Source organism: Sphingobium sp. B2D3A (genome assembly GCF_025961795.1).
Taxonomy (GTDB): Bacteria; Pseudomonadota; Alphaproteobacteria; order Sphingomonadales; family Sphingomonadaceae; genus Sphingobium.
The window spans coordinates 94528-118476 of sequence record NZ_JAOQOI010000001.1; the positions used below are offsets into that span (position 1 = coordinate 94528).

Genomic DNA, 23949 nt, shown 5'->3' on the forward strand with positions numbered 1-23949 from the left:
ACACGGTTGGCACAGGCCTCGCGTGTCTCGACTTCAGCCAAAGGCTGAAGTTCATCCCGAGCGCTCGCCTGCGGGCAGTCGAAGGGCTCGACACGAACGGCGCGTCTGTTCTGAGCACATGATGCGATCGCACCGATGGTGCCATCGCCACGGGGTTGAGGCCGCGCGCGCAAGTGCTTTAAAGGCTTCAGCTCACGCTCTACGAGCGCCTTGTCGGTCGCCTCGCGCGTCCGCCCGGCCGCGCGTGTCAGGAATTTGAATCACCATGAATTATCGCCATTCCTTCCATGCCGGCAACAGCGCCGATGTCGTGAAGCACAGCCTGCTGATCGCCCTTGTGCGCGCCTTGCAGCAGAAGCCGGGCGCCCTGACCCTGATCGACACCCATGCCGGCTGCGGGCTGTACGACCTTGGCGGCGAGCAGGCCCAACGCACCGGCGAGGCCATGAACGGCGTGCTGCGCGCCTTTGCCGATCCTAACCCCTTGCTGAGCGACTATCGCGCCGCCGTGCAGGCGGTGAACGTGGGAGCCGAGCCGCGCCTCTACCCCGGATCGCCGCAGATTCTGGCGCAGCTTCTGCGCCCGCAGGATTTGCTGATCCTCAACGAAAAACATCCCGAAGACGCTTACTCCCTGCGCGGCGTAATGCGCGGCACGTCCGCCGCCGTGCACGAGCGCGATGCCTACGAGCTTTGGCTGGCGATGGTGCCGCCCCGCACCGCGCGCGGCGTGGTTGTGGTCGACCCGCCTTATGAGCAAACGGACGAACGCGCCCGCATCACCGCCACCCTCGCCGCCGCTCACCGCAAATGGGCGCATGGCGTGACGGTGATCTGGTACCCGCTCAAAGACCGCGCCACGCATCAGCGGTGGAGCGGGCAACTCCGCAAGCTCGGCATCCCGAAATTCCTGCAGGTGGATCACTGGTTATACGATGCCGACCAGCCGGGCATCTACAACGGCGCAGGGCTTTATATCGTCAACCCGCCCTACGCCTTCACGCAGGCGCTGCCGCCTCTGCTGGACGCCCTGCGGGCCACGCTGGCGCCGGAGGGGCACAGAGGCGAGATTAAGGCCGATTGGTTGAGCGAGTAGGGCATCATTCGAGCCGGGGCGGCAGTGAGCTCGAAAGCCCCCGTTTGCCGGTGGGTCAGCGCATGGCCGGTCCTTCGATACGCTGCTTCGACAGGCTCAGCAGCTACTCAGGACGAACGGAGGATTGTCGGCTACGAAGTCGTGCCCGGATAGGCTGCTTGTAGAGCATAGGCAGTTTACGCCGCTCGGAAGATCGCCTGGGGTGAGAGTGCAGTCTTAGCCCCTCCTCTTCAGAGGAGGGGTTGGGGTGGTGCAACAACGCCTCGGTCACTCACTCCCATGCCACCCCGGCCCCTCCTGTGAGTTGCAGGCAAGCGAAGCTCAACCAGAAGGAAGCATCATTCGGGATGCGGTTTTTGGTCGCAGACGACGCGGCGGCTATTCCATCCGAGACTGCATCTATCTGGGGGGTGCGCCAAGTCCAATCGAGGCGCTTGTCTGCCCTGGGCTCCTGCCTTCGCAGGAGCACGGGGTTGTTTTTTTGGAGGGCGGGTGTGTCCGGTATAAGGGGCGTATAGGCTGCCCCCATGCGGCTCCCCATCCCGCGTCTGCCGGTTCCGGCGAGGTCCACGCAGCAAAGGCCGACGGATCGCTCCGCCGGCCTTCGCCATAAATCCAGTTCGCAGCGTGACGTCAGGCGACCTGCGCCGTCTCCAGCTCGTCGATGATCTCGTCGGGATCGCGCAGCACATAACCGCGGCCCCAGACGGTCTCGATGTAATTGTCGCCGCTGCATGCCAGGCTGAGCTTCTTGCGCAGCTTGCAGATGAACACGTCGATGATCTTGAGTTCCGGCTCGTCCATGCCGCCATAGAGATGGTTGAGGAACATCTCCTTGGTGAGCGTGGTGCCCTTGCGGAGCGACAGCAGCTCCAGCATCGCATATTCCTTGCCGGTGAGGTGGACGCGATTGCCATCCACTTCCACGGTCTTGGCGTCGAGATTGACCGACAGCTTTCCGGTGCGGATGACGCTTTGCGAATGGCCCTTGGAGCGGCGGACGACGGCATGGATGCGCGCGACCAGCTCTTCCTTGTGGAACGGCTTGGTGACGTAATCGTCTGCACCGAAGCCGAAGGAGCGGACCTTGCTGTCCATCTCGGCAATGCCGGAGAGAATGAGGACCGGGGTCTGCACGCGCGATGCGCGGAGCTTCTTGAGCACGTCATAGCCGTGCATGTCCGGCAGGTTCAGGTCCAGGCAGATGATATCGTAATCGTAGAGCTTGCCGAGATCGAGGCCTTCTTCGCCCAGATCGGTCGTGTAGACGTTGAACCCCTCGGTGGTCAGCATCAGCTCGATAGCTTTGGCAGTCGTCGGTTCGTCTTCGATCAGCAACACGCGCATACACCAGCCCCTTTGCTCAGTTGGCCGGAGAGCTGCTCGTCACTCAATCCAACCACCAGTAACTATTAACCATATGAAGAGTGAACGCAAAAGGTTAATTTTACGTAAACTGGCCTGAAAGCACGAGTCGCGGGCCGTTTGCGTGCTTAATGGAGTGAGAATCAATGCGGCTCCCTCCGCCAATGGCAAGTAAATGGAGGCCATCCCTCCCTGCGTCTTCCCCCTGCGGGCGATAGCGCCTAGGGAGGCTGCATGTCCTTTACCCATGATCCCCGGAACAGCCGCAGAGGGTCGCCCGTGGGCGATCTGTCCCCCCTTACCGACCGGGTGATCTTCATGGATGGCGAGGCCATCGTGCTGGACAAGCCGGCGGGCCTGCCCGTCGACCGCCCGCGCGACGGCGCGCTGAGCCTGGAAAATCATCTCGACAGCCTGACCTTCGGCTTCCAGCGCTGGCCGGTGGCGGTGCATCGGCTGGACCGGGACACCAGCGGCTGCCTGCTGCTCGCTCGTAATCCCAAGGCTGCCAAGCGCTTCACCCAGGCCTTCGAAGCGCGCGAGGTGGAGAAGGTCTATCTTGCGGTGCTGGACGGCGTGCCAGCGGAGCGCGAAGGCGTGATCGACCTGCCGCTGGGCAAGACCAGCACGCGCGAGGATGGCTGGCGGATGCAGCCGGACCCGAAGGGCAAGCCGGCCGTCACGCGCTGGCGCCTGCTGGAGGCGCGCGATGGCCGCGCGCTCGTGCAGTTCCGCCCCGAAACCGGGCGCACGCACCAGCTGCGCGCCCATGCCCTGCACGGCCTTGGCCTCGGTATATTGGGCGACCGTTATTACCCCTCCGCGCCACCCGGGGCGCCATGGGATGGCCGGATGCTGCTGCACGCAGTCAGCCTCAAGCTGCCGCGCGCAGGCAAGCCGCCCGTCGAGGCCGAAGCCCCGCCCCCGGCGCCGTTTGCAGCGGCGGGCTTCCCCGATGCCCAGTCGCTTAACCGGGACGCGCCTTCACCGGCCGAGGGCTAACAGGGCTGGTCAGACCTGCGCCTTGAAGGGCGTGAAGTCGGTCTGCTCATCATAGACGTCCAGCCCCTCGCGCCGCTTGAAGAAATTGACGGCGAGGTAGGTGACCGGCGTCAGCACCGCTTCCCAGCCTACTTTCAGCGCCCAATTGGTGACCATCACGGTCAGCACCTGATCGGTGGACCATAGGCCATAAAAGGCCAGCGGATAGAAGAGCAGGCTGTCAACGCCCTGCCCGACGATGGTCGAGCCAATAGTGCGAGTCCACAGATGCTTGCCTTTGGTCAGCAGCTTCATCTTGGCGAGCACGAAGCTGTTGGTCAGCTCACCGGCCCAAAAGGCGAAGATCGAGGCGAAGACGATCCGCGGCACCTGGCCAAAGACCGACTCATAGGCCGCCTGCCCGTCCCAGCCATCCGCCGGGGGCAGCGAGACGACCACCCAGCTCATCAGGGCCATGAACAGCATCGCGGCGAAGCCGGCCCAGATGCAGCGCCGGGCGCGGGCATAGCCATAGACTTCCGTCAGTACGTCGCCCAGCACATAGCCTAAAGGAAAGAACAGGATGCCGGCACCGAAGGTGAAGCCCCACAGGCTCGCCAGCTTGGCGGCGCCGATGACGTTGGAGAGCAGCAGCACCGCGACGAAGGCGGCCATCACGAAATCATAATATTGCAGCCGGTGGCCCGCGAGCGCGCTGGCATCGACATGAGCGATCGAATGGGGAGCGATCGAGGGCGGAGTCGCGGCGGACGCGGCGTCGGAGGGAGCAGCCATGGCGCGGGACTATGCCGCGCGATATCGCGCCCTGCAATCGATCTTGCAGCCTCCTGCCCCCACCCAAAACCGCGCGCGGCATCGCTTTGCCATTGCCAGACGCCCGGCGATGCGGTTAGCGGATCGTTCCGTGGCCCCGTAGCTCAGCCGGATAGAGCATTCGCCTTCTAAGCGAATGGTCGCAGGTTCGAATCCTGCCGGGGTCGCCACTTCTTCCATTTCGCGTCAGCAAAGGCCGGGAAAGTTAAGCCCGCGCCGCCTGTGCCTGAGCGCGCCGTCGCTTGGCGGCATAGAGCGCCTCGTCCGCCTCGCGCATCAGCACTTCCATGTGGCTCTCCTCGGCGCGCGCGGTCGCGGTGCCGATGCAGGTGGAGATGCGGATGCGGTTGCCCTCGATGACGAAGGGCTGCGCGATGGCGCGGACCACGCGATCAGACAGCAGCGTGGCATCCTCCGCCTTATCGAGGCCGAACTGCACGATGACGAACTCATCGCCGCCCAACCGCGCCACGATATCCTCGCTGCGGATGGCACTGCTCAGCCGCTTGGCGACCATCTGCAGCAGCGTATCGCCGGCGGCATGACCGTGGGTGTCGTTCACCGGCTTGAACCCGTCGAGATCGAGATAGTGAACCGCCACGATCCCCTTTCCCCGCTTGAGGACCACGGCCTCATCGAACCGCTCGCGCAAGGCGAGCCGATTGGCAAGGTTGGTCAACGGATCGCGCCGGGCCAATGATCCGGAGGTCAGCCGCTTGCTGATCCCCGTCACGGCAGACTCATGCCGCGTCGCAAGACTCTGCGCGCCGGCATAGAGGAAGGCCAGAATGGAGGCGCCGGTGGCGATCGACATGGCGTCGGCACGGATAAAGGCGGCCAGAGCGGTGGGGAGGCTGGCCGCCAGCATGCCCGGCACGGCAACGGGGGGGCGCAGGCCCGACCCGGCGGCGAGGCCGGCACAGAAGCCGACGACCAGACACACCATCAATGGCTGCCCGTCCGACTTCTGCAGGATGACAAGCCCGCTGAACAGGCCAAGCGCGAGGGCAAAGCTGAGCTGGGGTATGAGGAACATGAGCTCGAGCTGTCTGGCCCGGACCGGGTGAAGGTCGCTGGCTAGCGCCTGTCCGCGCAAACGCAGCGTGACGATGATCCGCACCCCCATCGCCAGCACCCCGGCCACGCCGAGCGTCAGCGTGAGCCGGTCCCGCGTCTCGTTGACAATAAGGGCGACGCTGAGGGTAAAGGCGACCGCCATGATGGCAGACGGCGTCACATTGACGAACAGGCTGCGCACCAGTTCGACATACACCTTGTCCGCGAGCAGCACCTGCCGGTTGATCATGGCCCTCTTCCCTGCCCCCTTCTACCAGCAAAACACACGGGCGCCGAGAATGTTCGCCGGGAGCCGGAAAAGACGGGAAATGCCAAGACGGCGCAGTGGTTCCCTACGCGCGCAGTTAGCGCGTTATCCGCGGATCAAGGTTCCGGCGGCCCGCAGGCTTTCGTCACTGTTGACCAGCATCGACCAGCCCTGCGCATGCTGCTGCTCCAGCAGGCGGCCGATCTCGCGATAGCCCTGCGCCAGCGGGTAGCGCTCGTGCGCCTCCAGCCAGAGCCGCAGGAGCAACCGCTCGCGACCGGGCGTGTTGGTAAAGCCGGTGCGCGAGTGCATCACCCGGAAATTGTGCCAGAAGATCATCTCGCCCGGCTGCAGGGTGAAGGACACCTTCAGCTCCGGCCGCGCCGCCATGCGCATCAAGACGCGCAAGGCCTCCACGAAGCGCTCCGGCACCGGCTCGCCCCTGATCTGTGCGGCCTGCACGATGAAGAGCACATAATTGTAGATGCCGATATGCCCGTCGATCACGGAGAAGCTGGGCACCTTGTAATCGGTGACGCTCTCCAGGCTGGTCGGGTAATAATAGCCCTCCTCCAGCACCGCCAGAACGTCCGGTCGCTCCGCTTGGATCGCCGCGTAGACGGCGGCAGCACTGACCAGCCCGCTTACCCCGCCCTCCGGCGAGGTGACGACGGAAGCCAGGCTGAGGATCTCGTGATAGTCGGTGTGCGGCCCGAGCTCGGTATCGTTGAGATAGCCGCGCCGTTCGGGATTGGGCTCCTTGCGCACCAGCCCGATGCGATCGTGGCGCGCGCTCTGTTCGACCGCGCGGCCCAGATGCGTGCCAAGACCGAAGTGCAGGCGCTGGAACGCTTCCAGGTCGTAGCGCGCGATGTCGATCCCGCTCAGCAACACGGCGCCGCGCCCGGCCATCAGGTCGTAATTCACCGCTGCCATCAGGCTCGCGATCGCCGGCGCGCCGAAATCCTCCTGCGTGACGGCGGTCGGCGCGCGGCCCTGCGTGGCGCGGACGGCAGCGTCCAGCGCGTCGAGCTGCGCCGGTCCCAGCCGCCGGGTGAGGCCCTCGGCACCCCCGCCGAGCGTGCCGGTCCATGCGCCGGAAGGCTTACCGAGACGGGTCAGTTCGCTCGGGTCGGGGCGGGATAGGGTCGCGCTGTCAGTCATCAATACTCTCAATTCACGGGATTATTCCGCTGCGGCGGCCTGCTCGGCTTCCGGCATCTTGCCTGCCTGGTCATGCAGGAACACGCCCTGCCTGCGCAACTCTGCCTGCAGGCTGGTCACATCGAGCGCGCGCGGCTGAACGCCGGCGTTCACGCTGAGCGCCGCTGCGGCGCCGGCGGCCTGTCCGGTCAGCCAGCATTGCGGGATTTCGCGCATGAAGCCATGCGAGTTGGCATCGCAGCTGATGTGCTTGCCGCCCGCCAGCAAGCCATCGAGCTTGCGCGGCACCAGCGCACCATAGGGCACCGAGATCACCGGATATTTGAGGCTGACCGATGGGCTGACCCCGACCTCGTCAGGGAGCGCAATGCCGTCGGCCCACTGGCTGCGCAGGATCTTGCCCATGCCGGCCAGACGCCGTGTGTGCCGCACGCCAAGCTGCGAGCCGCTCTGCAGCATATAGCATTGCTCGAACCCCGGCGCATGTTCGAGGAAGAATTCGCAATGGGTCTGCATGAACCGGTGCGAGCGGATCTCCAGCTCGGTCTGGTCATCCACGTCCAGCGCGGACAGGCCGGACTGGCGCGGGCCGAGGAACAGCGCGATGTCGTTGCGCCAGGAGACATAAGGCGGCTGGAAGAAGCCGAGGCGCTCACGGCCGAGCTTGGCGAACTCGGCATATTGCTCGGGCTCATTGGCGCGGAAGGCCAGCCAGCGGTCCATGTCCACACCGCCCAGCATGAAGCCGGTGTTGGCGCTGTGATGGACGTCGCCTTCCTCAATGTCGGTGTCGAACTCGGCCCCGGCGCGCGCGAAGATGTCGCCATCGCCGGTGGTATCGACGACCACCTTGGCACGCAGCGCCTGACGCCCGGCCTTGGATTCGAACACCACGCCCTCGACCTTGCCGTCGGCGACCATCGGCACTGCCGCCCAGCTGTGGAACACCAGCCGCACGCCGGCTGCCAGCAGCATCTCCTGGCTGATCAGCTTCAACCGCTCGGGATCGAGCGTGGGCGACCAGCAGACCGTGCCGTGGAACGCCGCAGTGCGCTGGCCCCAGTAGCTGGCCTTCTTGGGATCGCGCGAGCCCCAGTCGGCGCGCGGCGGCCCGGCGAGGCCCGCAGCGGGCAGGCGCCCCAGCACATCATTGGCAAAGCCCTGGATGACCTGCCGGCCGGTCCAGTCGGTCATCCGGTCGATCCAGATGACGAGGCCGCCGGTGGAAAGGCCGCCCAGATGATTGTAGCGCTCCATCAGCACCACATCGGCCCCGGCCTGCGCCGCCGCCCAGGCCGCCGCCGTGCCCGAAGGCCCGCCGCCGACCACCAGCACGTCGCAGCTGTGATACACCGGAATCTCGCGCGCAGGCTCGACCCAGGTCCCCGTGCCATTGGCCCGCGGCAGCACCCGACCACCCGTCTCGAACACGTCAGAGGCCAGAAAACGATCCTCCGACTGGCGAACCTGACGGACCTTCGGCGTCTGCTCTTCAGCCATCTGACATTCTCTCCTCACTGATTCGCCTTGCTTCATAGTCAAGGCAACAAATTTTCGCTCGTGTATAGAGAGCTTGCTAATTATTAGTTCAGATGTAGCTAAACAGGTAGCGAAATGATCGCAGTCCCGGCAAAGGACGGCGAGATATGGATAATCTGCACGAAGAGGGAGATGCCTGCGGTATGGCCAGAGCGGCAAAAACGGTTGATCTTGCGACGTTGCTCGACGGACGCAAGCTCACGCCCTTCAACTATCTGCTGATCATGCTCTCCTGGCTCGTCACGCTGTTCGACGGGCTGGACATGATGATGATGTCGTTCACCGCCCCCTATATGCAGGACGAACTGCAACTGACCGACATCGAGATCGGCAATGCCTTCTCGGCCGGCACGGTGGGCATGGTCGTCGGCGGGTTGATCTTCACTTATGTCGGCGACCGCATCGGCCGCCGCCCGACCATCATCATGTGCACCTTCGCCTTTGGCATCCTGACCTTCCTCACCGGATTCGCGACCAATTATCCCGCTTTGCTCACCCTGCGCTTCCTCGATGGGCTGGCCATTGGCGGCGCGCTGCCGCTCGCCTGGGCGCTCAATGTCGAATTCGTGCCACCCAAGCTGCGCGCAACGGTGATCGCCTTCATCATGATGGGCTTCAGCCTCGGCAGCGCGGCCGCCGCCCCGCTCACCAACATGATCGCACCCATCCATGGCTGGGAAGGCGTGTATTTCGCCGGCGGTATCGGCTCGGTCGTCTGCGCGCTCGCCATCGCGATCTTCCTGCCGGAATCCCCGCGCTTCCTGGCCAGCAAGGGCATCAAGCCCGAGCTGATCGTCGCGACCATCAAGCGGCTGGACAAGAGCATCGACGTGCAGGCGGACGACCAGTTCATTCTGGCCGACGAAGGCAAGCACAAGCGCAACTTCCGCTTCAGCGACCTGTTCGTCGGCAATCTGCGCCTGCTCACCCCGATAATCTGGATCGGCTATGGCGCCAGCGCCCTCGGCATCTTCTTCAAGTCCGCCTTCGGCCCGCTGGTGCTGGAACGGATGGACGTGGCGCGGGAAACCGCCGCCAACGTTTCGGCCATCGGCGCGCTGCTCGGCGCGGTTGCCGGCGTGGTCATCATGCGCTTCTCCGCCCGCTACGGCCTCAAATTCGCGGCTGCCTGCACGCTCCTTATCGTGCCCATGGCCGTCGGCATCGGCATGGAATGGATTCCGCGCGCGATGCTGCTGCCGACCATCGTGGTGCAGAGCATGCTGGTCGGCGGCTGCCATGCGGCAATCATCAGCCAGCTCGCGCTCTATTATCCGAGCGCGATCCGGGCGAGCGCCGGTGGCTGGGCCTCGGCGGTCGGCAAAATCGGCGGGATCGTCGGCCCGCTGATCGGCGGCGCGATCCTCGCGAGCGGCATCCCCGCCGTGCGCACCTATGCACTGGCGGCGATCTGCCCCTTCATCCTCTTCCTCTCGATCCTCGTGATCAACATGCTGCTCAAGCGGCCGGAACGCCCGGCGCCGGAGGCTGCCGGCACTGCGGCGGCTTAACTAGATCCTCCCCGCTTGCGGGGACGGGGACCGCCGAAGGCGGTGGAGGGGGTTATCGTCCACCCCCTCCGTCAGCGCTGCGCGCTGCCACCTCCCCATTTCATGGGGAGGATCTAGCGGCGCTTAGCCGAGCGCGCGCTCGATCAGCGCCATGGTGGAGGGGTCGAAGCCCTGCGCGCCGTTCTGTTCGATGGACTTGGCGATCTCCTTGCCGAGTTCCACCCCGAACTGGTCGAAGCTGTTGATCTCCATCAGCACGCCATTGGCGAAAGTGCGGTGCTCATAGAAGGCGATCAGCGCGCCCAGCGTGTGCGGGCTCAGCTCATCGATGAGGATCGTCGTCGAGGGGCGGTTGCCCGGATAGGCCCGGGCCGGATCGGCCGCATTCTCGCGACCCTGCATCAGCGCAGCGCCCTGCGCGAAGCAATTGACCAGCAGGGTCTGGTGATGGGCAGGATCGAGCGTGTCGCCCGGTTCGGTCACCGCGACGAACTCCACCGGCACGACATGCGTGCCCTGATGGAGAAGCTGGAAGACCGCGTGCTGCGCATCCGTGCCGACACCGCCCCAGGTGATTGCAGACGTCGGTCCATCGACCGGGCTGCCATCCGCCTTCACCGACTTGCCGTTGCTCTCCATCTCCAGCTGCTGGAGATAGGAAGGCAGCAGCCGCAGCCGTTGATCATAAGCGAAGACGGCGCGGGTCTGGCAGGCCATGACGCGGGCATAGAACAGGTCGACAAAGGCAGCGCGCAGCGGGGCATTGTCGCGCGGCTCGGCATGGCGGAAATGCCGGTCCATCGCCGCAGCACCCTCCAGCAGCGCCTCATAGGCATCCCAGCCCAGCGCCAACGCGGCCGGGAAGCCGATGGAAGACCAAAGCGAATAGCGCCCGCCGACGCTTTCGGAAAAGCCGAGGATGCGCGTTTCGTCCACGCCCCATTCGATGGCCTTGCCCGGCGCGGCGGTGAGCGCGATGACCTGGCCATAGGGATCGTCCACCCCGGCCTGCGTCATCCACGCGATCGCGCTGGCGGCATTGAGCATCGTCTCGGTGGTGGTGAACGTCTTGGAGGCGATGACGAGCAGCGTGAAGGCCGGATCGAAACGGGCCATCGCATCCTCCAGCGCCACGCCATCGACGTTGGAGACGATGGCGACGTCATAGCGGTCGGCATGACGAGCAAGCGCATCGACCAGCAGATCAGGCCCCAGCGCCGATCCGCCGATGCCGACGTGGAGGATGTGGCGGATCTCGCCGAGCGCGCCGGCCTCGATGGCGTCGATCAGCGTGCGCATCCGCACCTTGTGCTCGCGTGCGGCGGCCACGCTGTCCGGGTTGCCCTCGCCACGCTCCGCGGTGTGCTCGACAGCGCGACCTTCGGTCACATTGATGACCTCGCCGGCGAACATCGCCGCGCGCTTGCCGTTAAAATCAACTGCCTGTGCCAGCGCCTCGAAGGCCGAGAGCGTCGTCTCGGTGAGGTGCGTCTTGGAGAAATCGAAGCGCAGGCCGGCCTCCTCGACCACATGGCCCGCCAGCCGATCCGCCTCGTCGCGGAACAGGCTGCGCAGATCGGGAATCGGCGCCGCCTTGATGTCGGTCCAGCAAGCGGTGATGCGATCAGGGTCTGTCATGGTGCGTAAGCGCTCCGGTCTGGCGTTGCTTCATTAAGGGGCGGCATATCCAATGCGCAGGCCTATTGCACGTGCGAAGCGCGCCACAATGCTTGACGCCGCCACCCCCGCCCCGCAAAGACGCTATATTCCCGTCATCGCGACGAACCTGTCTGGAAAGCTGCCTTTCGATGTCCCACAAATCCGAGACACGGGATTTCCTGTGGTTCCTCGTCAAGCTTGTGGTGATCGTGGTGGCGATCCGCTCGCTGCTGATTGCGCCGTTCAATATTCCGTCCGAATCCATGCAGCCGCGCCTGCTGATCGGCGACTATCTGCTCGTCTCCAAATGGTCCTACGGCTATTCGCGTTACAGCTTCCCGTTTCAGCCCGCTTTGTTCGAGGGGCGGGTGATGGGCAAGGTGCCCGAGCGCGGGGACGTGGTGGTGTTCGCCTCGCCGGGCAATCCCAAGGAAGACTGGATCAAGCGCGTTATTGGCCTGCCGGGCGATACCATCCAGATGCAGGACGGCGTCGTCTATCTGAACGGCAAGGCCATTCCCAAGCGGCGAATCGATGATCTGGTGATCCCCGTGACGGCCAACATGCTGCAGGCAGCCAATACCGAGCGCAGCCCCTCGCCCTGTTTCATCGAGGAATTCGAGTTCACGGATGCCAAGGGCGAGGCGTTTTGCCGCTACCCGCGCTATCGCGAGACGCTGCCGAACGGAAAAAGCTACGAAGTGCTGGACCTTATCGACGGTCCGGCGGACAATAGCGCCGTCTCTGTTGTACCGGAGGGCCACGTCTTCGTCATGGGCGACAATCGCGACCGCAGTGCCGACAGCCGCATTCCCGTCGACGCCCGGGGCGTCGGGCCGTTGCCGATCGACCATCTGATCGGGCGGGCGCTGGTCAGCTTCTTCTCCACCGACGGTTCGGCCAATCTGCTCCTGCCCTGGACATGGTTCACCGCCGCCCGGCCTGAACGTATCGGCGAAGGCTTTTGAGCACGGCCGATCTCGACGCCTGGCTCGCCGACCTTATCGGTCAGGCGCCGGGGCATCGGGCGCTCTATGAGCAGGCGCTGACCCATGGCAGCGCGAGCGCGACCCATTATGAGCGGCTGGAGTTTCTGGGCGACCGGGTGCTGGGGCTGGTGATGGCCGATTGGCTCTACGTCCGCTTTCCCGCCGAGAAGGAAGGCCAGCTCTCCCGCCGGTTCAATCAGCTGGTGACCGGCACTAGCTGCGCGCAGGTTGCTCGCGAGATTGGCGTGCGCACGCATCTGCGCCTCGGCAAGCAGGCGCGCGACGACGGGGCGGTCGAGAGCGACAATGTGCTCGGCGATGTCGTGGAAGCGCTGATCGGCGCCATGTATCTGGACATCGGCATGGATGCCGCGCGCGCATTCATCCACCGCATGTGGGAGCCGATGGTCGAGGGACAGGCCAGCGCGCCCAAGCACCCCAAATCCGCGCTGCAGGAATGGGCGGCCGCCCATAACCGCCAGCCGCCACATTATGAGCTGCTGGAGCGCAGCGGGCCGCAACATGCCCTGCGCTTTACCATCTCGGTGTCCATCCGCAGTGCGGGTGAGGCGCAGGGCGAGGGCCATTCCAAGCAGGAGGCCGAGACGGCCGCCGCCATTGCCCTGCTCGCCAAGCTCAAGGCATGATCCGCACCCCCTTTTCAGCCAGCGCGCGCCATGCGCCCGACGGAGTGACCAGTGACCTCAACGCCATCGCCTGACCATCAACGCTGCGGCGTCGTCGCGGTCGTGGGGGCTCCGAATGCGGGCAAGTCCACGCTGACCAATGCCTTGGTCGGCCAGAAGATCGCGATCACGAGCCCCAAGGCGCAGACCACCCGCACGCGGGTAATGGGCATCGCCATAGAGGGGCCCGCGCAGATCATCCTTGTCGATACGCCGGGCATCTTCCAGCCGGACAGGCGGCTCGACCGCGCCATGGTGCAGGCCGCGTGGGGCGGCGCGCAGGATGCCGACCTGATCGCGCTCATCGTCGATGGCCGCGCCGGCCTTGGGCCCAAGATGGAGCCGATCCTCGATGGCCTCGCCCAGCGGCGCGAAACAAAATGGCTGATCGTCAACAAGGTGGACATCGCCGCCAAGGACAAGCTGCTCACGCTGACCCAGCGTCTGCATGAGCGGGTGGATTTCGCTGAGACCTTCTTCGTGAGCGCCACCACGGCGGACGGTCTGGTCGACCTCAAGGCCGCCATGGCCGCCGCCGTGCCGGAAGGGCCGTGGCATTTCCCCGAGGATCAGGTTTCGGATGCGACGGACCGCCTGCTCGCCTCCGAAATCACGCGCGAGCAGCTCTATCACCAGCTCCACGACGAACTGCCCTATCAAAGCGCGGTCGAGACCGAGCAATATAAGGAACGTGCCGACGGGTCGGTGGAGATCCACCAGCAGATCCTCGTCGCGCGGGCCACGCAGCGGGGCATCATTCTCGGCAAGGGCGGGCAGCGGCTGAAGGAGATCGGCAGCAAGGCCCGGGCCGAACTGTCGAGCCTGCTGGGCGTGCCCGTCCACCTCTACCTGCATGTGAAGGTGAAGGAAGGCTGGGACGAGGACCGCCACGTTTATCGTGACATCGGCCTCGACTGGGTGGACTGACCCCATCCCTCGCGCAATCCCGGATTGGATCAATCCGCTCCTCGCGTCGAAACCAGTGGTTGACGCCACGACCCTGCTTTTTCATGGAGCTTAGGTCGCTACCGAACGCCGGGAGGCTCGGTCGCGGGGGTGGGAGGATTGATCGCTTTTGGGAAGAGCGCTGCCCAGTCTGACCGAAGCTATCCTGAGTGCGCCTCTCACCGAGGGCGGCTGGGAGGACGCCTTGCGTGCGCTCGCCAGAGAGACGCGGTCCTTGTCCGGCCAGTTGCTCGGGATCGGATCGCCAACCACGCTGGCCTTCAACCTCCTCACTGACCCGGTTAACGAGCGTCTCTGCCGCCAGTTTGACAGCGAGGTTGCCAATTATTCCCATGGGAACTGGCGGGTCGCCGCTGCCAGCGGTCCGCTCGATGTGCGCCACGAATATCATTATGATGCCATCAAGGCCGCGCAGAACACCGACATCTATGACGACTTCACGCATGACGCCAACATGCCACATGGCTGCCAGGTCGTGCTCGTCAATGACGGGCAGGTGATGGTTGGACTGGCCGTTCTGCGCACCTTTCAGGATGGGCGCACCACCGAGGCTGATCGCGCCGTTTTCACGCAGGCCGCGCCGCTGATGCAGTCCGCCGTCCGGATGCAGCGCACGCTGGAAGGCGAAGGCGCAAAGCTGCTCGCCGGATCGCTGGACACGATGAACACCGCCGCTTTCGTGTGCGACGGGCTGGGCCGGGTGTGCGCCACCACCCGCGCCGGTGAGGCGCTGCTCCGCGCCGAAGACCTGATCATGCTGCGCGACGAGCGGTTGACCGCCCCCAACAGCGCCGAAGCGCGCGAACTGCGGATGCAGATCGGCGCGATGCTGCAGGCAGGTGACCTGGCGCTGCCGAGTTGCGGGGTGTGGCTGGGCCAGCAGCGCCCTATCGCCCAGCGCCGCCTGTGCGAGATCTTCCGCCTGCCGGCCAAACCCGCCGCGCTCGGCTTCGAGCCGCGGCTGCTCGTCACTGTACGCGCGGCTGGCAACATTGGCGCGATGGAGCGCCAGGCATTGCAACGCATGATGGGCCTGACGCGGGCCGAGACCGAGATCGCCATGCTGCTGGCCGAAGGCACCTCCCGCGAAATGATCGCCCTGCAGCGCAGCACGAGCCTTGGCACCGTCAACATCCAGATCAAGCGCCTGTTCGAGAAGACGGGCACCAATCGGGAAGCCGAGCTGGTCGCGCTGATCAATCGCCTGCTCCGCTGAGCGGCTTTTCGGACTTTATCAACGTCAACCATCGCGCATGGCTTGACCGGCGGGGGACAAGCGGGCAGCAGCGGCAGCACGAGACTTTTCGAGAGGAGCCGGAAATATGAGCGCCGGAAATATGAGCGATCGCCGCATGGTGACCATTGCGCCCACCGGGGGCACCACCTTCAAGAGCGCCAACCCGGCGCTGCCCACCCAGCCGCAGGAAATCGCTGACGACGTCTACGCCTGCTACAAGGCCGGCGCCTCCATCGCCGCCATCCATGCGCGGCGCCCGGACGACGAGGCCACCTGCAACCCGGCCATCTATCGCGACATCAACGAGCGCATCCGTGCCAAGTGCGACATCATCCTCAACAACTCCACGGGCGGCGGCAACAGCGGCGACATGCTCATCGAGCGGCCCGACGGCATGTTCGAAAACAGCTTCGAGGAGCGCCTCAAGGGCACCGAGGGCGGCGCGGAAATGTGCACCTTCGACGGCGTGACCGTGGTCGACACGATCAGCGGCAAGGACGTGCTGGTCATCACCCCGCCCTCGCGCTGCGAGACGCTTGTCAAGGCGATGGTCGACAAGGGCATCAAGCCGGAGTGGGAAGTCTTCTCGCCCGACCACATCCTTCAGGACGTCGCGCGCCTGATCCAGAAGGGCTATGACAAGCCGCCCTACTACATCAACATCGTGCTGGGCGGCGAAAAGGGCTTTCAGGGCGCGATGCCCTACAGCACCGACATTCTCGACTTCATGGTCAAGTGCCTGCCGCCCCAGTCGATCTGGTGCATCTCCGGCATCGGCCCGGCGCAGCTTCCGGCCACCACCCAGGCGCTGCTGCTCGGCGGCCATGTCCGCGTGGGGCTGGAAGACAATCATTATTATTCGCGCGGTGTGAAGGCGACCAATCTCCAGCTCATCGAGCGGCAGGTGCGCATCATGAACGAGATGGGCATCGAGCCGATGAGCGCGGCGGAGTCGCGGGAGTTGCTGGGATTGAAGGCGGTCTGAAGTCAGGCGGTGGGGGGTGAGTGATGTGCCGCTGCCTCAACGGCAGGCACAGGTGCGAGCTTGCTCCCCACCCCAACCCCTCCCCTGAAAGGGAAGGGCTTAGGAGGGTACGCGCAGCGGTTTGACTCTGCTGCACTGACCATCCAAGGTTGCCCGGTCGATGAACGCGCGGACGGGCTGCTGAGATCTGCCTCATCGAGCATGGAACCGCCCGATTGTCCGCGCTGACCGCGCCGGCCTGACGGCTGCCGGGGATTGGGACGGACAGCATGGCGGACGCATCGATGGGTTTCGGGCTGGGGCAGGCCATCATCCTGATGGGGGCCGGCGTGATTGCGGTGCCGCTGTTCCGGCGGCTGGGTCTCGGATCGGTGCTAGGCTACCTCGCCGCCGGCCTCTCCATCGGTCCCTTCGGGCTAGGGCTGATCAACGATCCGCAAGCACTGCTGCACATCGCCGAGCTAGGCGTGGTGATGTTCCTCTTCATCATCGGCCTCGAGATGCGGCCGCGCAAGCTGTGGAACCTGCGCAAGCAGATCTTCGGCCTTGGCGCGGCGCAGGTGCTGCTGTGCGGGGCGCTGCTGACCCTGCTCGGCATGGCGGCCGGCCTGCCTCCGGCCGTAGCGGCGGCAGGCGCGATGGGCTTCGTCCTCTCCTCCACCGCTGTCATCATGCAAATGCTGAACGAAGCTGGGGACGCGGGCACCGAGGAAGGCCAGAAGGCGATCTCCATCCTGCTGCTGGAAGACCTCGCCATCGTGCCGCTGCTCGCGCTCGTCGCCTTCTGGGCGGCGTTCCATGGCGCGGTGGGTGTGGAGGACGCGCCGCCCGTCTGGCAAAGCATCGGCATGGCGCTGGCGGCGCTCGCGGCGTTGATCGCGGCGGGGCGCTGGCTGCTCGATCCGCTGTTCGGGCTGATCGCGCGGGCCGGGGCGCGGGAAGTGCTGACCGCCGCCGCGTTGCTCATCGTACTGGGATCGGCCGTGCTGCTCGATGCCGCCGGGCTGTCCATGGCGATGGGCGCTTTCCTCGCTGGCGTGCTGCTCTCCGAATCCAGCTATCGCCATGAGTTGGAGGCCGATGTCGAGCCGTTTCGCGGCATCCTCCTCGGCCTGTTCTTCATCAGCGTGGGCATGTCGCTCGATCTCTCGACCGTGCTGCGCGAGTGGCAGCTGGTGCTGGGCGGCGTCCTCGCCTTCATGGTCGTCAAGGCGATCGGCATCTATACCGTCGCGCGGCTGATGGGCTCGGCCCACAGCGCCGCGAGCCACCGCGCAGCGCTGTTCGCGCAGGGCGGCGAGTTCGCTTTCGTGCTCTATGGCGCCGCGCTGGCAGTGGGCCTGTTCGATGCGCGCATCGCGGCGATCATGAGCGCGATCGTCATCCTTTCCATGGCGCTGACGCCACTGGTGCTGATCGTGCAGAGCCGGATGCGCCGCAACGCGCCGGTTTCGCTCGACGGCGTCGACAAGGCCAAGGACCTGACCGGCCGCATCCTGTGCATTGGCTTCGGCCGCTTCGCGCAGGTGGCGAGCCAGGCGCTGCTCGCGCGGCGCTTCGAGCTCTCGCTGATCGAGAATGATGTCGAGATGATCCAGGCGGCCGGCAATTTCGGCTTCAAGGTCTATTATGGCGATGGCACGCGGCTGGACGTGCTTCATGCCTCCGGCGCCGGGCGGGCCGAGGCGATCCTCGTCTGCGTCGACAAGCCGGATGTGGCCGACAAGATCGTCGAGCTGTGCCGGCACGAATTCCCGCTCGCCAAGCTCTATGTGCGCGCCTTTGACCGCGGCCATTCGCTGCGCCTGATCAAGGCGGGCGTCGACTATCAGATCCGCGAGACGTTCGAATCCGCGCTGGCCTTCAGCGAGGCGGTGCTGACCGACCTTGGCGTGGACGAGGACGACGCTCGCGAGGCGATCGAGGACGTGCGCGAGCGCGATGCCCAGCGGGTGGAGCTGCAACTGGTCGGGGGGATCACGGCAGGGCGTTCACTCATGCGTGGGAATATGGTGACCCCGGAGCCGGAGCCCTTCTTCCCGCCGCAGCGGGCTGAGGGCGGCTAGGGGGGTTGGGCGGGCCGGAGTATCATGCCCGCGTTCCATTCGTGTCGAGCGAAGTCGAGACACGCCAGAACTGCGCATGGTGTCTCGACTTCGCTCGACACGAACGGGGGTAGGGGTGGGAGTAAATCCCGCTCTTCCCTTTTCCGTTCACCCTGAGCGAAGTCGAAGGGCCCTGCTGAGCGGAGGCGAAGCCAACCTCGCTGCGCTCGGCTTCATCCTTCGACTTCGCTCAGGGCGAACGGTGAGAGGGTAGTCGGCGCGAGAACCGCTCGGCTCAGCCCTCGCTGAGCGCAGCCACCAAGGCTTTCACCTTCTTCTGCCGCCATTGCGGGAGCGGAGCGATAAGCCAGTAGCCGGGGCCGTTACGCGGTTCCCCAAGGGCGGCCACGCGGCCGGCGGCGATGTCCGCGGCCGCCAGCAGCGCGGGTACGCAGGCGCGGCCGAGGCCGTTGGCTGCGGCATCGATGGCGAGGCCGGCGTCGGCGACGCGGACGATGGCCTTGCCGTCATCGACCGGGCAGCCGGGCCAGGCGATGGGCGACTCCAGTCCGCCGCCATCGGGCGCGCCGACCGTGACGAAGCGCGGCTCGCCGAGGGCGACGCCCTCATGCTCGCCGGCACCGTCGGTCAGGCGCAAAGCGAGATCGAGATTGGCCTCGGTGAAATCGAGCGCATCGTCGGCAGCCACCAGCATGAACTGCACGCCTGGCTCCTGCGCCGCATAAGCGGCGAGGCGTGCGCTCAGCCATTTGGCGGTGAGATCGCGCGGGGCGGCGATGGTGAGATGCTGGCTGCTCTGCCCGGCCTGCATGGCACGGACCGATTCCTCGAGTTCCAGGAAGGCGCTGCGCAGTGCGGGCAGGCCAGCCTCCGCTTCGGGCGTCAATTCCAGCCCGCGGGGCGTGCGACGGAACAGCACGACGCCGAGCATATCCTCCAGCGCGCGGATCTGCTGGCCGACGGCGGCGGGGGTCACTGCTAGCTCATCCGCCGCGCGGGTGAAGGAGAGATGCCGAGCTGCCGCGTCGAACACGCGCAGGCCGTTCAGCGGTAAATGGGTCCGCTTCATCCCGAGACCGCCGGCGCCTGCAGCGCGAAGCGGGGGATGCGCACATCCAGCAGGCTGCCGCCGGCATCGAGCATCTGATAGCTGCCTTCCATCCAGCCGGTCGGCGTCGAGAGTGGGCAGCCGGAGACATAATCATAGGCCGCGCCGGGATGGATCACCGGCTCCTCGCCGACCACGCCCTTGCCCTCGCGCTTGTACAGCGCGCCGCGCCCGTCCGCGATGGTCCAGTGACGGGTGAGCAACTGCACCGGCGCCTTGCGGCCATTCTCGATGCGGATGTGATAGGCCCAGAACCATTTGCCCATATCCGGCTCCGACTGCTCGGAGAGGAAGTTCACGGACACGCGCACGGTCACGTCATGCGTCGTCTCGGCATAGGCGAAAAGGGCGTTCATCAAGGCATTCATGCTACGACCCGTCCTGTGTCCTGCCTAGCCCCGAGACCGACCCTACTCAAAGGCCGACAGCGGTCAATGCCTGATCCAGATCGGCGATGATGTCCTCCGGGTCTTCCAGCCCGACATTGATGCGCACCATGCCCTCGCCCACGCCGGCCTCGGCGCGGCCCTCCGGCCCCATATTATTATGGGTGGTGGAGGCGGGATGGCACAGCAACGTGCGGGAATCGCCGATGTTGTTGGAGATGTCGCACAGCTCCATCGCATTGAGCAGCGCCATCGCCTGTCCGCGATCAGCGAGGTTGAACGAGAAGATCGGCCCGGCGGCGCTCATCTGCTTCATCGCGAGATTGTGCTGCGGATGGCTCGGCAGGCCGGGATACAGCACATCCACGCCACGCTGCTCCATGAAGCGCGCGACCTTGAGCGCGTTTTCGGACTGCCGATGGGCACGCAGGTCCAGCGTCTCCAGTCCCTTCAGCACCACCCAGGCGTTGAAAGGCGAGCAGATCGGCCCGGTGTTGCGCTGGAAAGGCGAGAGCACGCCGTTGATCCACGCATCCGTGCCGCAAATGGCGCCGGCAAGCACCCGGCCCTGCCCGTCCATCAGCTTGGTGGCGCTGTAGGCCACGACATCCGCGCCGAAATCGAGCGGGCGCTGCAGCACCGGCGTCGCGAAGGCATTGTCCACCACCGTGGTGATGCCATGGGCACGGGCGAGGCCGCAGACATGCTCCAGATCGACGATGTCCATCGTGGGATTGGCCGGCGTCTCGAAGAAGAACACCTTGGTGTTGGGCTGGATCGCCTTTTCCCACGCATCATTGTCCCGCGCGTCGACGACGCTGTGCGTGATGCCGAAGCGGTTGAGCACATTGGAGAGGATCCAACGGCACGAGCCGAAGGCCGCGCGCCCGGCGACGACATGATCGCCCGCGCTCAGCATGCACAGCAGCGCACTGGTCATCGCCGCCATGCCGCTCGCCTGCACCTTGCACGCCTCGGCGCCTTCCATCAGCGCAATGCGCTCTTCCAGCATCTGCACCGTCGGGTTCTGGAAGCGGGAATATTGCATCCCCGTCGCTTCCCCGGCGAAGCGGGCAGCGACTTCCTCCGCGCTGTCATAGGTATAGCCCGAGGTGAGGAAGAGCGCCTCGCTCGTCTCCCCCTGCTCGGAGCGCCAGGTGCCGCCGCGCACGGCCTGTGTCGCGGGCCGCCAGCGGCTGGTGCGGGAACGATCCTGTCCGGTTTGTCTCTTCATGACGTTGCCTTCTAGACCCTGTCAGGGGCCGGTCAATCCAATGGCGTCAGAGCGCCGCGAGCACGGCATCGCCCATGGCAGACGTGCTCATCGTGCCGCCGAGGTCGGCAGTGCGGGCACCACCGGCCAGCGCCTTGGCCACAGCGGCCTCGATGCGATCGGCCGCCTGTGCCTGATCGAGCGAGAAGCGCAGCATCATCGCGGCGGAGAGGATCGTCGCCAGCGGATTGGCCTTGCCCTGCCCGGCAATATCCGGCGCGGAGCCGTGGATCGGCTCGTACAGCCCCTTGCCGTTGGCATCGAGCGAGGCAGAGGCCAGCATGCCGATGGAGCCGACGCACATGCTCGCCTGATCGGAGAGAATGTCGCCGAACAGATTGCCGGTCACGATCACATCGAACTGCCCCGGATTGCGCACGAGCTGCATGGCGGCATTGTCGACATACATGTGCGACAATTCGACATCGGGATAGTCGGCGGCAACCTCGATCACCACGTCGCGCCAGAGCTGGCTGGTTTCCAGCACATTGGCCTTGTCCACCGAGCAGAGCTTGCCCCTGCGCGCCTGCGCGGCACGGAAGGCGCTGTGGGCGATGCGGCGCACCTCGGCCTCGTCATAGGACATGATATCATAGCCTTCGCGCAGGCCGTCGGCGGTCTTGCGAATGCCCTTCTCGCCGAAATAGACGTCGCCATTCAGTTCGCGGACGATCAGCAGGTCGATCTTCTCGGCGACTTCCTTGCGCAGCGTGGAGGCATCGGCCAGCTCCGCGAACATCTTCGCAGGGCGCAGGTTGGAGAAGAGCGTCAGCTCCTTGCGCAGGCCGAGAATGGCCTGCTCGGGCCGCAGGGCGCGTTCGAGCGAATCGCAATCGGGATCGCCCACCGCGCCGAACAGGATCGCGTCCGCGCGCTTTGCCAGATCGAGCGTAGCGGGCGGCAGCGGATGACCCTCCGCCTTATAGGCCGCGCCGCCGACCGGCGCTTCCTCATAGGTCAGGCCGGGGATCGCCAGCGCATCGAGCACGCGCTTGGCCTGCGCGGTGACTTCCGGGCCGATGCCGTCTCCGGGCAGGATCGCAACGAGCATGGGTTTGCCTTTCTCAATCTGAAGACGGGCGGTGGCTGCGAGACAGGCGCGCCAGCCCTGAGGATGTGGGCTGAGCCATTGCCTCAAGCAGGCCGGGTCACGCAACCGCTCTTTTGAGCCGTTCGATCAGCCGCTCGCGCGCGGCCAGCACGTCAGACCAGCGTGGATCGAACAGCGACTGGGCGAGGAAATGGCCGGTCAGGTCAAATCCGGCGAGAATATCCGGCCAGCCGGCTTCGCCGCCCTCGGTGAGGAAGGCGGGCAAGGGCAGCAACCGGTCGCGGCGTGTACCGGCCGCCGCTGCCGTCACCGCGCGCCCGGTGCGCGGGCTGACATAGGCCAGCCCCTCGCGCGCGCCGGTGACGGCGCATTCCGCCAGATCGAGTCCGAAGCCCAGCTCGGCGAGCAGCAGCAGCTCGTAGCGCACCAGCGCCACGGCCCAGCCACGCGCGGCGGGTGCGGCTTCCACCGCATCGAGCACCGCGCCCAGCGCGGCATAGAGCGCGGGGTAGGGATGGCCTTCCGGCAAGGTCACCGCCGTGAAGGCGCAGGCCCAATCGATGGCGGCGGCGGGCAGCGGCTCGGCGAGTAGCGGCCCCCGGCTATGCTCCAGCTCGACCGAGAGGCTGGCGAGCTGATCGGCGGTGCGGGCGCGGAAGGTGCCGCGCACGATATTGCCGGGCAGCAGCACTGGGCGCATCCGGCTCGAGCGGCCGCCCTGCACATAGCCCGCGACCAGCCCCGCATCCGCCGTGAGCGCCCGCACGATCGCGCCATGCTCGCCATGCGCCCGAACGGCGCAGACGATGGCAGTGGCGGCGAGCGTGGACATGGGCGCTTATCTACCGGCTCGCGACCGGTTTAGCGATGCCGATCAGGCTGCAGCGATGATCGGCCCGAATTTGGCGGCGGTGAGGCTGGCCCCGCCGACCAGCGCGCCGTCGACATTGTCGGTGTGGAGGATGTCCGCCGCATTGTCGCCGCTCACCGAGCCGCCATAGAGGATGCGCATGGCATTGCCGGCCTCCGCACCCAGCGCCTTCACGAGCGCGGCGCGCAGCGCGGCGTGCATGGCCGCGATCTGCGGCGGGGTGGCGACCTTGCCGGTGCCGATCGCCCAGACCGGCTCATAGGCGATGGTCAGCCATTGCGGATCGGCGCCCTCGGGCAGCGAAGCGACAAGCTGATCGGCCACGAAGGCGTGCGCCACATCGTCGCCCTGCTCGCGCGTATCGAGCGTCTCACCCACGCACAGCACCACCGAGAGACCGCCCTTGTGCGCGGCGAGCGCCTTGGCGGCGACATCGGCATTGCTCTCACGCTGATATTGCCGGCGCTCGCTATGGCCGACCAGCGTGCCGCGCGCGCCAGCTTCGGCCAGCATGGCGGCCGAGAGATTGCCGGTATAGGCCCCGGCCTCCGCCTGATGGCAATCCTGCGCGCCAATGAGCACGGCGCCGCCAAGCGGCGCGGCGGGCGCGATGAGCGTGGCCGGGAGATAGAGCGCCACATCGATATCGTTGCGGGCGGCGGCAAGCTCGGCAATGGCGGATACCTCGCCAAGCTGCCCCTTGAGGCCGTTCATCTTCCAGTTGCCGGCGACGAATTTGCGGCGGACGGTCATAGCTTCACTCTCCTGCACAGGTGATCAATGATCTGGCGGCCCGGATGAACGGGCAGAACGGCTTTGTCCAGCCGGCACCGCATGGCTGCGGAAGCCCCATGGACA

The 23949-nt window shown here is 65.9% G+C and carries 21 protein-coding genes and 1 tRNA gene; 10 read left to right on the plus strand and 12 right to left on the minus strand.

Annotated elements, in window-relative coordinates:
• Positions 1-265: 265 nt before the first annotated feature.
• Entirely contained in the window at positions 266-1096 is an 831-nt protein-coding gene (locus M2337_RS00480; protein WP_264571246.1) for a 23S rRNA (adenine(2030)-N(6))-methyltransferase RlmJ, read from the plus strand.
• Positions 1097-1729: 633 nt separating this feature from the next.
• Here the strand turns inward: M2337_RS00480 and ctrA are convergent.
• Complete coding sequence (ctrA, locus tag M2337_RS00485; protein ID WP_181560569.1) at positions 1730-2443, minus strand: response regulator transcription factor CtrA; 714 nt, start codon at positions 2441-2443, stop codon at positions 1730-1732.
• Positions 2444-2749: 306 nt separating this feature from the next.
• On the opposite strand from ctrA, the gene M2337_RS00490 reads away from it, so the two are divergent.
• Positions 2750-3463 carry an RluA family pseudouridine synthase gene (locus M2337_RS00490; protein WP_264572301.1) on the plus strand — a complete coding sequence of 238 codons (714 nt, stop codon included), beginning with the start codon at positions 2750-2752 and terminating at the stop codon, positions 3461-3463.
• A 9-nt stretch (positions 3464-3472) separates the two neighbouring features.
• On the opposite strand, the gene M2337_RS00495 is transcribed toward M2337_RS00490, so the two are convergent.
• The gene (locus tag M2337_RS00495) at positions 3473-4237 is read right to left on the minus strand and encodes a queuosine precursor transporter (RefSeq protein WP_413714709.1); all 765 of its coding nucleotides are present in this window, start codon (positions 4235-4237) and stop codon (positions 3473-3475) included.
• 132 nt (positions 4238-4369) lie between these two features.
• On the opposite strand from M2337_RS00495, the gene M2337_RS00500 reads away from it, so the two are divergent.
• Positions 4370-4446: transfer RNA gene (locus M2337_RS00500), tRNA-Arg, on the plus strand.
• A 35-nt stretch (positions 4447-4481) separates the two neighbouring features.
• On the opposite strand, the gene M2337_RS17250 is transcribed toward M2337_RS00500, so the two are convergent.
• The 3 genes from M2337_RS17250 to M2337_RS00515 form a co-directional block, all read right to left on the minus strand.
• A complete protein-coding gene (locus tag M2337_RS17250) occupies positions 4482-5582 on the minus strand; it encodes a diguanylate cyclase domain-containing protein (protein WP_181560572.1) in 1101 nt (366 codons plus the stop codon).
• Between the two features lie 123 nt (positions 5583-5705).
• Positions 5706-6764, minus strand: coding sequence for a TauD/TfdA family dioxygenase (locus tag M2337_RS00510; RefSeq protein WP_264571247.1), 1059 nt, complete (start codon positions 6762-6764; stop codon positions 5706-5708).
• Between the two features lie 21 nt (positions 6765-6785).
• Positions 6786-8264, minus strand: coding sequence for an FAD-dependent oxidoreductase (locus M2337_RS00515; protein WP_264571248.1), 1479 nt, complete (start codon positions 8262-8264; stop codon positions 6786-6788).
• A gap of 146 nt (positions 8265-8410) precedes the next feature.
• Between M2337_RS00515 and M2337_RS00520 the strand changes: the two genes are divergently transcribed.
• Positions 8411-9814, plus strand: coding sequence for an MFS transporter (locus M2337_RS00520; RefSeq protein WP_264588579.1), 1404 nt, complete (start codon positions 8411-8413; stop codon positions 9812-9814).
• Between the two features lie 123 nt (positions 9815-9937).
• Here M2337_RS00520 and pgi read toward each other — a convergent pair whose 3' ends face one another.
• A complete protein-coding gene (gene pgi / locus M2337_RS00525; RefSeq protein WP_264571250.1) occupies positions 9938-11452 on the minus strand; it encodes a glucose-6-phosphate isomerase in 1515 nt (504 codons plus the stop codon).
• Positions 11453-11622: 170 nt separating this feature from the next.
• On the opposite strand from pgi, the gene lepB reads away from it, so the two are divergent.
• The 6 genes from lepB to M2337_RS00555 all read left to right on the plus strand — a co-directional run bounded on the left by lepB (position 11623) and on the right by M2337_RS00555 (position 18402).
• Entirely contained in the window at positions 11623-12441 is an 819-nt protein-coding gene (gene lepB, locus M2337_RS00530) for a signal peptidase I (protein WP_181560576.1), read from the plus strand.
• A complete protein-coding gene (gene rnc / locus M2337_RS00535; protein WP_264571251.1) occupies positions 12438-13109 on the plus strand; it encodes a ribonuclease III in 672 nt (223 codons plus the stop codon). Before lepB ends, rnc begins: the two co-directional genes overlap by 4 nt.
• 51 nt (positions 13110-13160) lie before the next feature.
• Positions 13161-14075 carry a GTPase Era gene (era, locus tag M2337_RS00540; protein WP_264571252.1) on the plus strand — a complete coding sequence of 305 codons (915 nt, stop codon included), beginning with the start codon at positions 13161-13163 and terminating at the stop codon, positions 14073-14075.
• 223 nt (positions 14076-14298) lie between these two features.
• Entirely contained in the window at positions 14299-15330 is a 1032-nt protein-coding gene (locus M2337_RS00545) for a helix-turn-helix transcriptional regulator (protein WP_264571253.1), read from the plus strand.
• 106 nt (positions 15331-15436) lie between these two features.
• Positions 15437-16336, plus strand: a complete 900-nt coding sequence (locus M2337_RS00550; RefSeq protein ID WP_264571254.1) for a 3-keto-5-aminohexanoate cleavage protein — start codon at positions 15437-15439, stop codon at positions 16334-16336.
• Between the two features lie 269 nt (positions 16337-16605).
• Positions 16606-18402, plus strand: coding sequence for a monovalent cation:proton antiporter-2 (CPA2) family protein (locus M2337_RS00555; RefSeq protein WP_264571255.1), 1797 nt, complete (start codon positions 16606-16608; stop codon positions 18400-18402).
• Between the two features lie 274 nt (positions 18403-18676).
• On the opposite strand, the gene M2337_RS00560 is transcribed toward M2337_RS00555, so the two are convergent.
• The 6 genes from M2337_RS00560 to tpiA form a co-directional block, all read right to left on the minus strand.
• A complete protein-coding gene (locus M2337_RS00560; protein WP_264571256.1) occupies positions 18677-19471 on the minus strand; it encodes a LysR family transcriptional regulator in 795 nt (264 codons plus the stop codon).
• A complete protein-coding gene (gene apaG / locus M2337_RS00565) occupies positions 19468-19866 on the minus strand; it encodes a Co2+/Mg2+ efflux protein ApaG (RefSeq protein WP_181560583.1) in 399 nt (132 codons plus the stop codon). The genes M2337_RS00560 and apaG overlap by 4 nt, the downstream gene beginning before the upstream one ends.
• Positions 19867-19924: 58 nt before the next feature.
• Complete coding sequence (gene metZ / locus M2337_RS00570) at positions 19925-21130, minus strand: O-succinylhomoserine sulfhydrylase (RefSeq protein WP_181560584.1); 1206 nt, start codon at positions 21128-21130, stop codon at positions 19925-19927.
• Positions 21131-21176: 46 nt separating this feature from the next.
• Positions 21177-22220 carry a 3-isopropylmalate dehydrogenase gene (gene leuB, locus M2337_RS00575; RefSeq protein WP_264571257.1) on the minus strand — a complete coding sequence of 348 codons (1044 nt, stop codon included), beginning with the start codon at positions 22218-22220 and terminating at the stop codon, positions 21177-21179.
• 97 nt (positions 22221-22317) lie between these two features.
• The gene (gene recO, locus M2337_RS00580) at positions 22318-23052 is read right to left on the minus strand and encodes a DNA repair protein RecO (protein WP_264571258.1); all 735 of its coding nucleotides are present in this window, start codon (positions 23050-23052) and stop codon (positions 22318-22320) included.
• 42 nt (positions 23053-23094) lie between these two features.
• A complete protein-coding gene (gene tpiA, locus M2337_RS00585; protein ID WP_181560587.1) occupies positions 23095-23844 on the minus strand; it encodes a triose-phosphate isomerase in 750 nt (249 codons plus the stop codon).
• Positions 23845-23949 lie beyond the last annotated feature (105 nt).

Excerpts from the sequence above, each read along its gene's own strand:
- M2337_RS00480 (WP_264571246.1), top strand. The coding sequence starts at position 266 with ATGAATTATCGCCATTCCTTCCATGCCGGCAACAGCGCCGATGTCGTG.
- M2337_RS00520 (WP_264588579.1), top strand. The coding sequence starts at position 8,411 with ATGGATAATCTGCACGAAGAGGGAGATGCCTGCGGTATGGCCAGAGCG.
- M2337_RS00515 (WP_264571248.1), bottom strand. The coding sequence starts at position 8,264 with ATGGCTGAAGAGCAGACGCCGAAGGTCCGTCAGGTTCGCCAGTCGGAG.
- pgi (WP_264571250.1), bottom strand. The coding sequence starts at position 11,452 with ATGACAGACCCTGATCGCATCACCGCTTGCTGGACCGACATCAAGGCG.
- M2337_RS17250 (WP_181560572.1), bottom strand. The coding sequence starts at position 5,582 with ATGATCAACCGGCAGGTGCTGCTCGCGGACAAGGTGTATGTCGAACTG.
- M2337_RS00560 (WP_264571256.1), bottom strand. The coding sequence starts at position 19,471 with ATGAAGCGGACCCATTTACCGCTGAACGGCCTGCGCGTGTTCGACGCG.
- metZ (WP_181560584.1), bottom strand. The coding sequence starts at position 21,130 with ATGAAGAGACAAACCGGACAGGATCGTTCCCGCACCAGCCGCTGGCGG.
- M2337_RS00510 (WP_264571247.1), bottom strand. The coding sequence starts at position 6,764 with ATGACTGACAGCGCGACCCTATCCCGCCCCGACCCGAGCGAACTGACC.
- M2337_RS00550 (WP_264571254.1), top strand. The coding sequence starts at position 15,437 with ATGAGCGCCGGAAATATGAGCGATCGCCGCATGGTGACCATTGCGCCC.
- M2337_RS00555 (WP_264571255.1), top strand. The coding sequence starts at position 16,606 with ATGGCGGACGCATCGATGGGTTTCGGGCTGGGGCAGGCCATCATCCTG.
- apaG (WP_181560583.1), bottom strand. The coding sequence starts at position 19,866 with ATGAACGCCCTTTTCGCCTATGCCGAGACGACGCATGACGTGACCGTG.
- M2337_RS00495 (WP_413714709.1), bottom strand. The coding sequence starts at position 4,237 with ATGGCTGCTCCCTCCGACGCCGCGTCCGCCGCGACTCCGCCCTCGATC.
- lepB (WP_181560576.1), top strand. The coding sequence starts at position 11,623 with ATGTCCCACAAATCCGAGACACGGGATTTCCTGTGGTTCCTCGTCAAG.
- leuB (WP_264571257.1), bottom strand. The coding sequence starts at position 22,220 with ATGCTCGTTGCGATCCTGCCCGGAGACGGCATCGGCCCGGAAGTCACC.
- ctrA (WP_181560569.1), bottom strand. The coding sequence starts at position 2,443 with ATGCGCGTGTTGCTGATCGAAGACGAACCGACGACTGCCAAAGCTATC.
- recO (WP_264571258.1), bottom strand. The coding sequence starts at position 23,052 with ATGTCCACGCTCGCCGCCACTGCCATCGTCTGCGCCGTTCGGGCGCAT.
- tpiA (WP_181560587.1), bottom strand. The coding sequence starts at position 23,844 with ATGACCGTCCGCCGCAAATTCGTCGCCGGCAACTGGAAGATGAACGGC.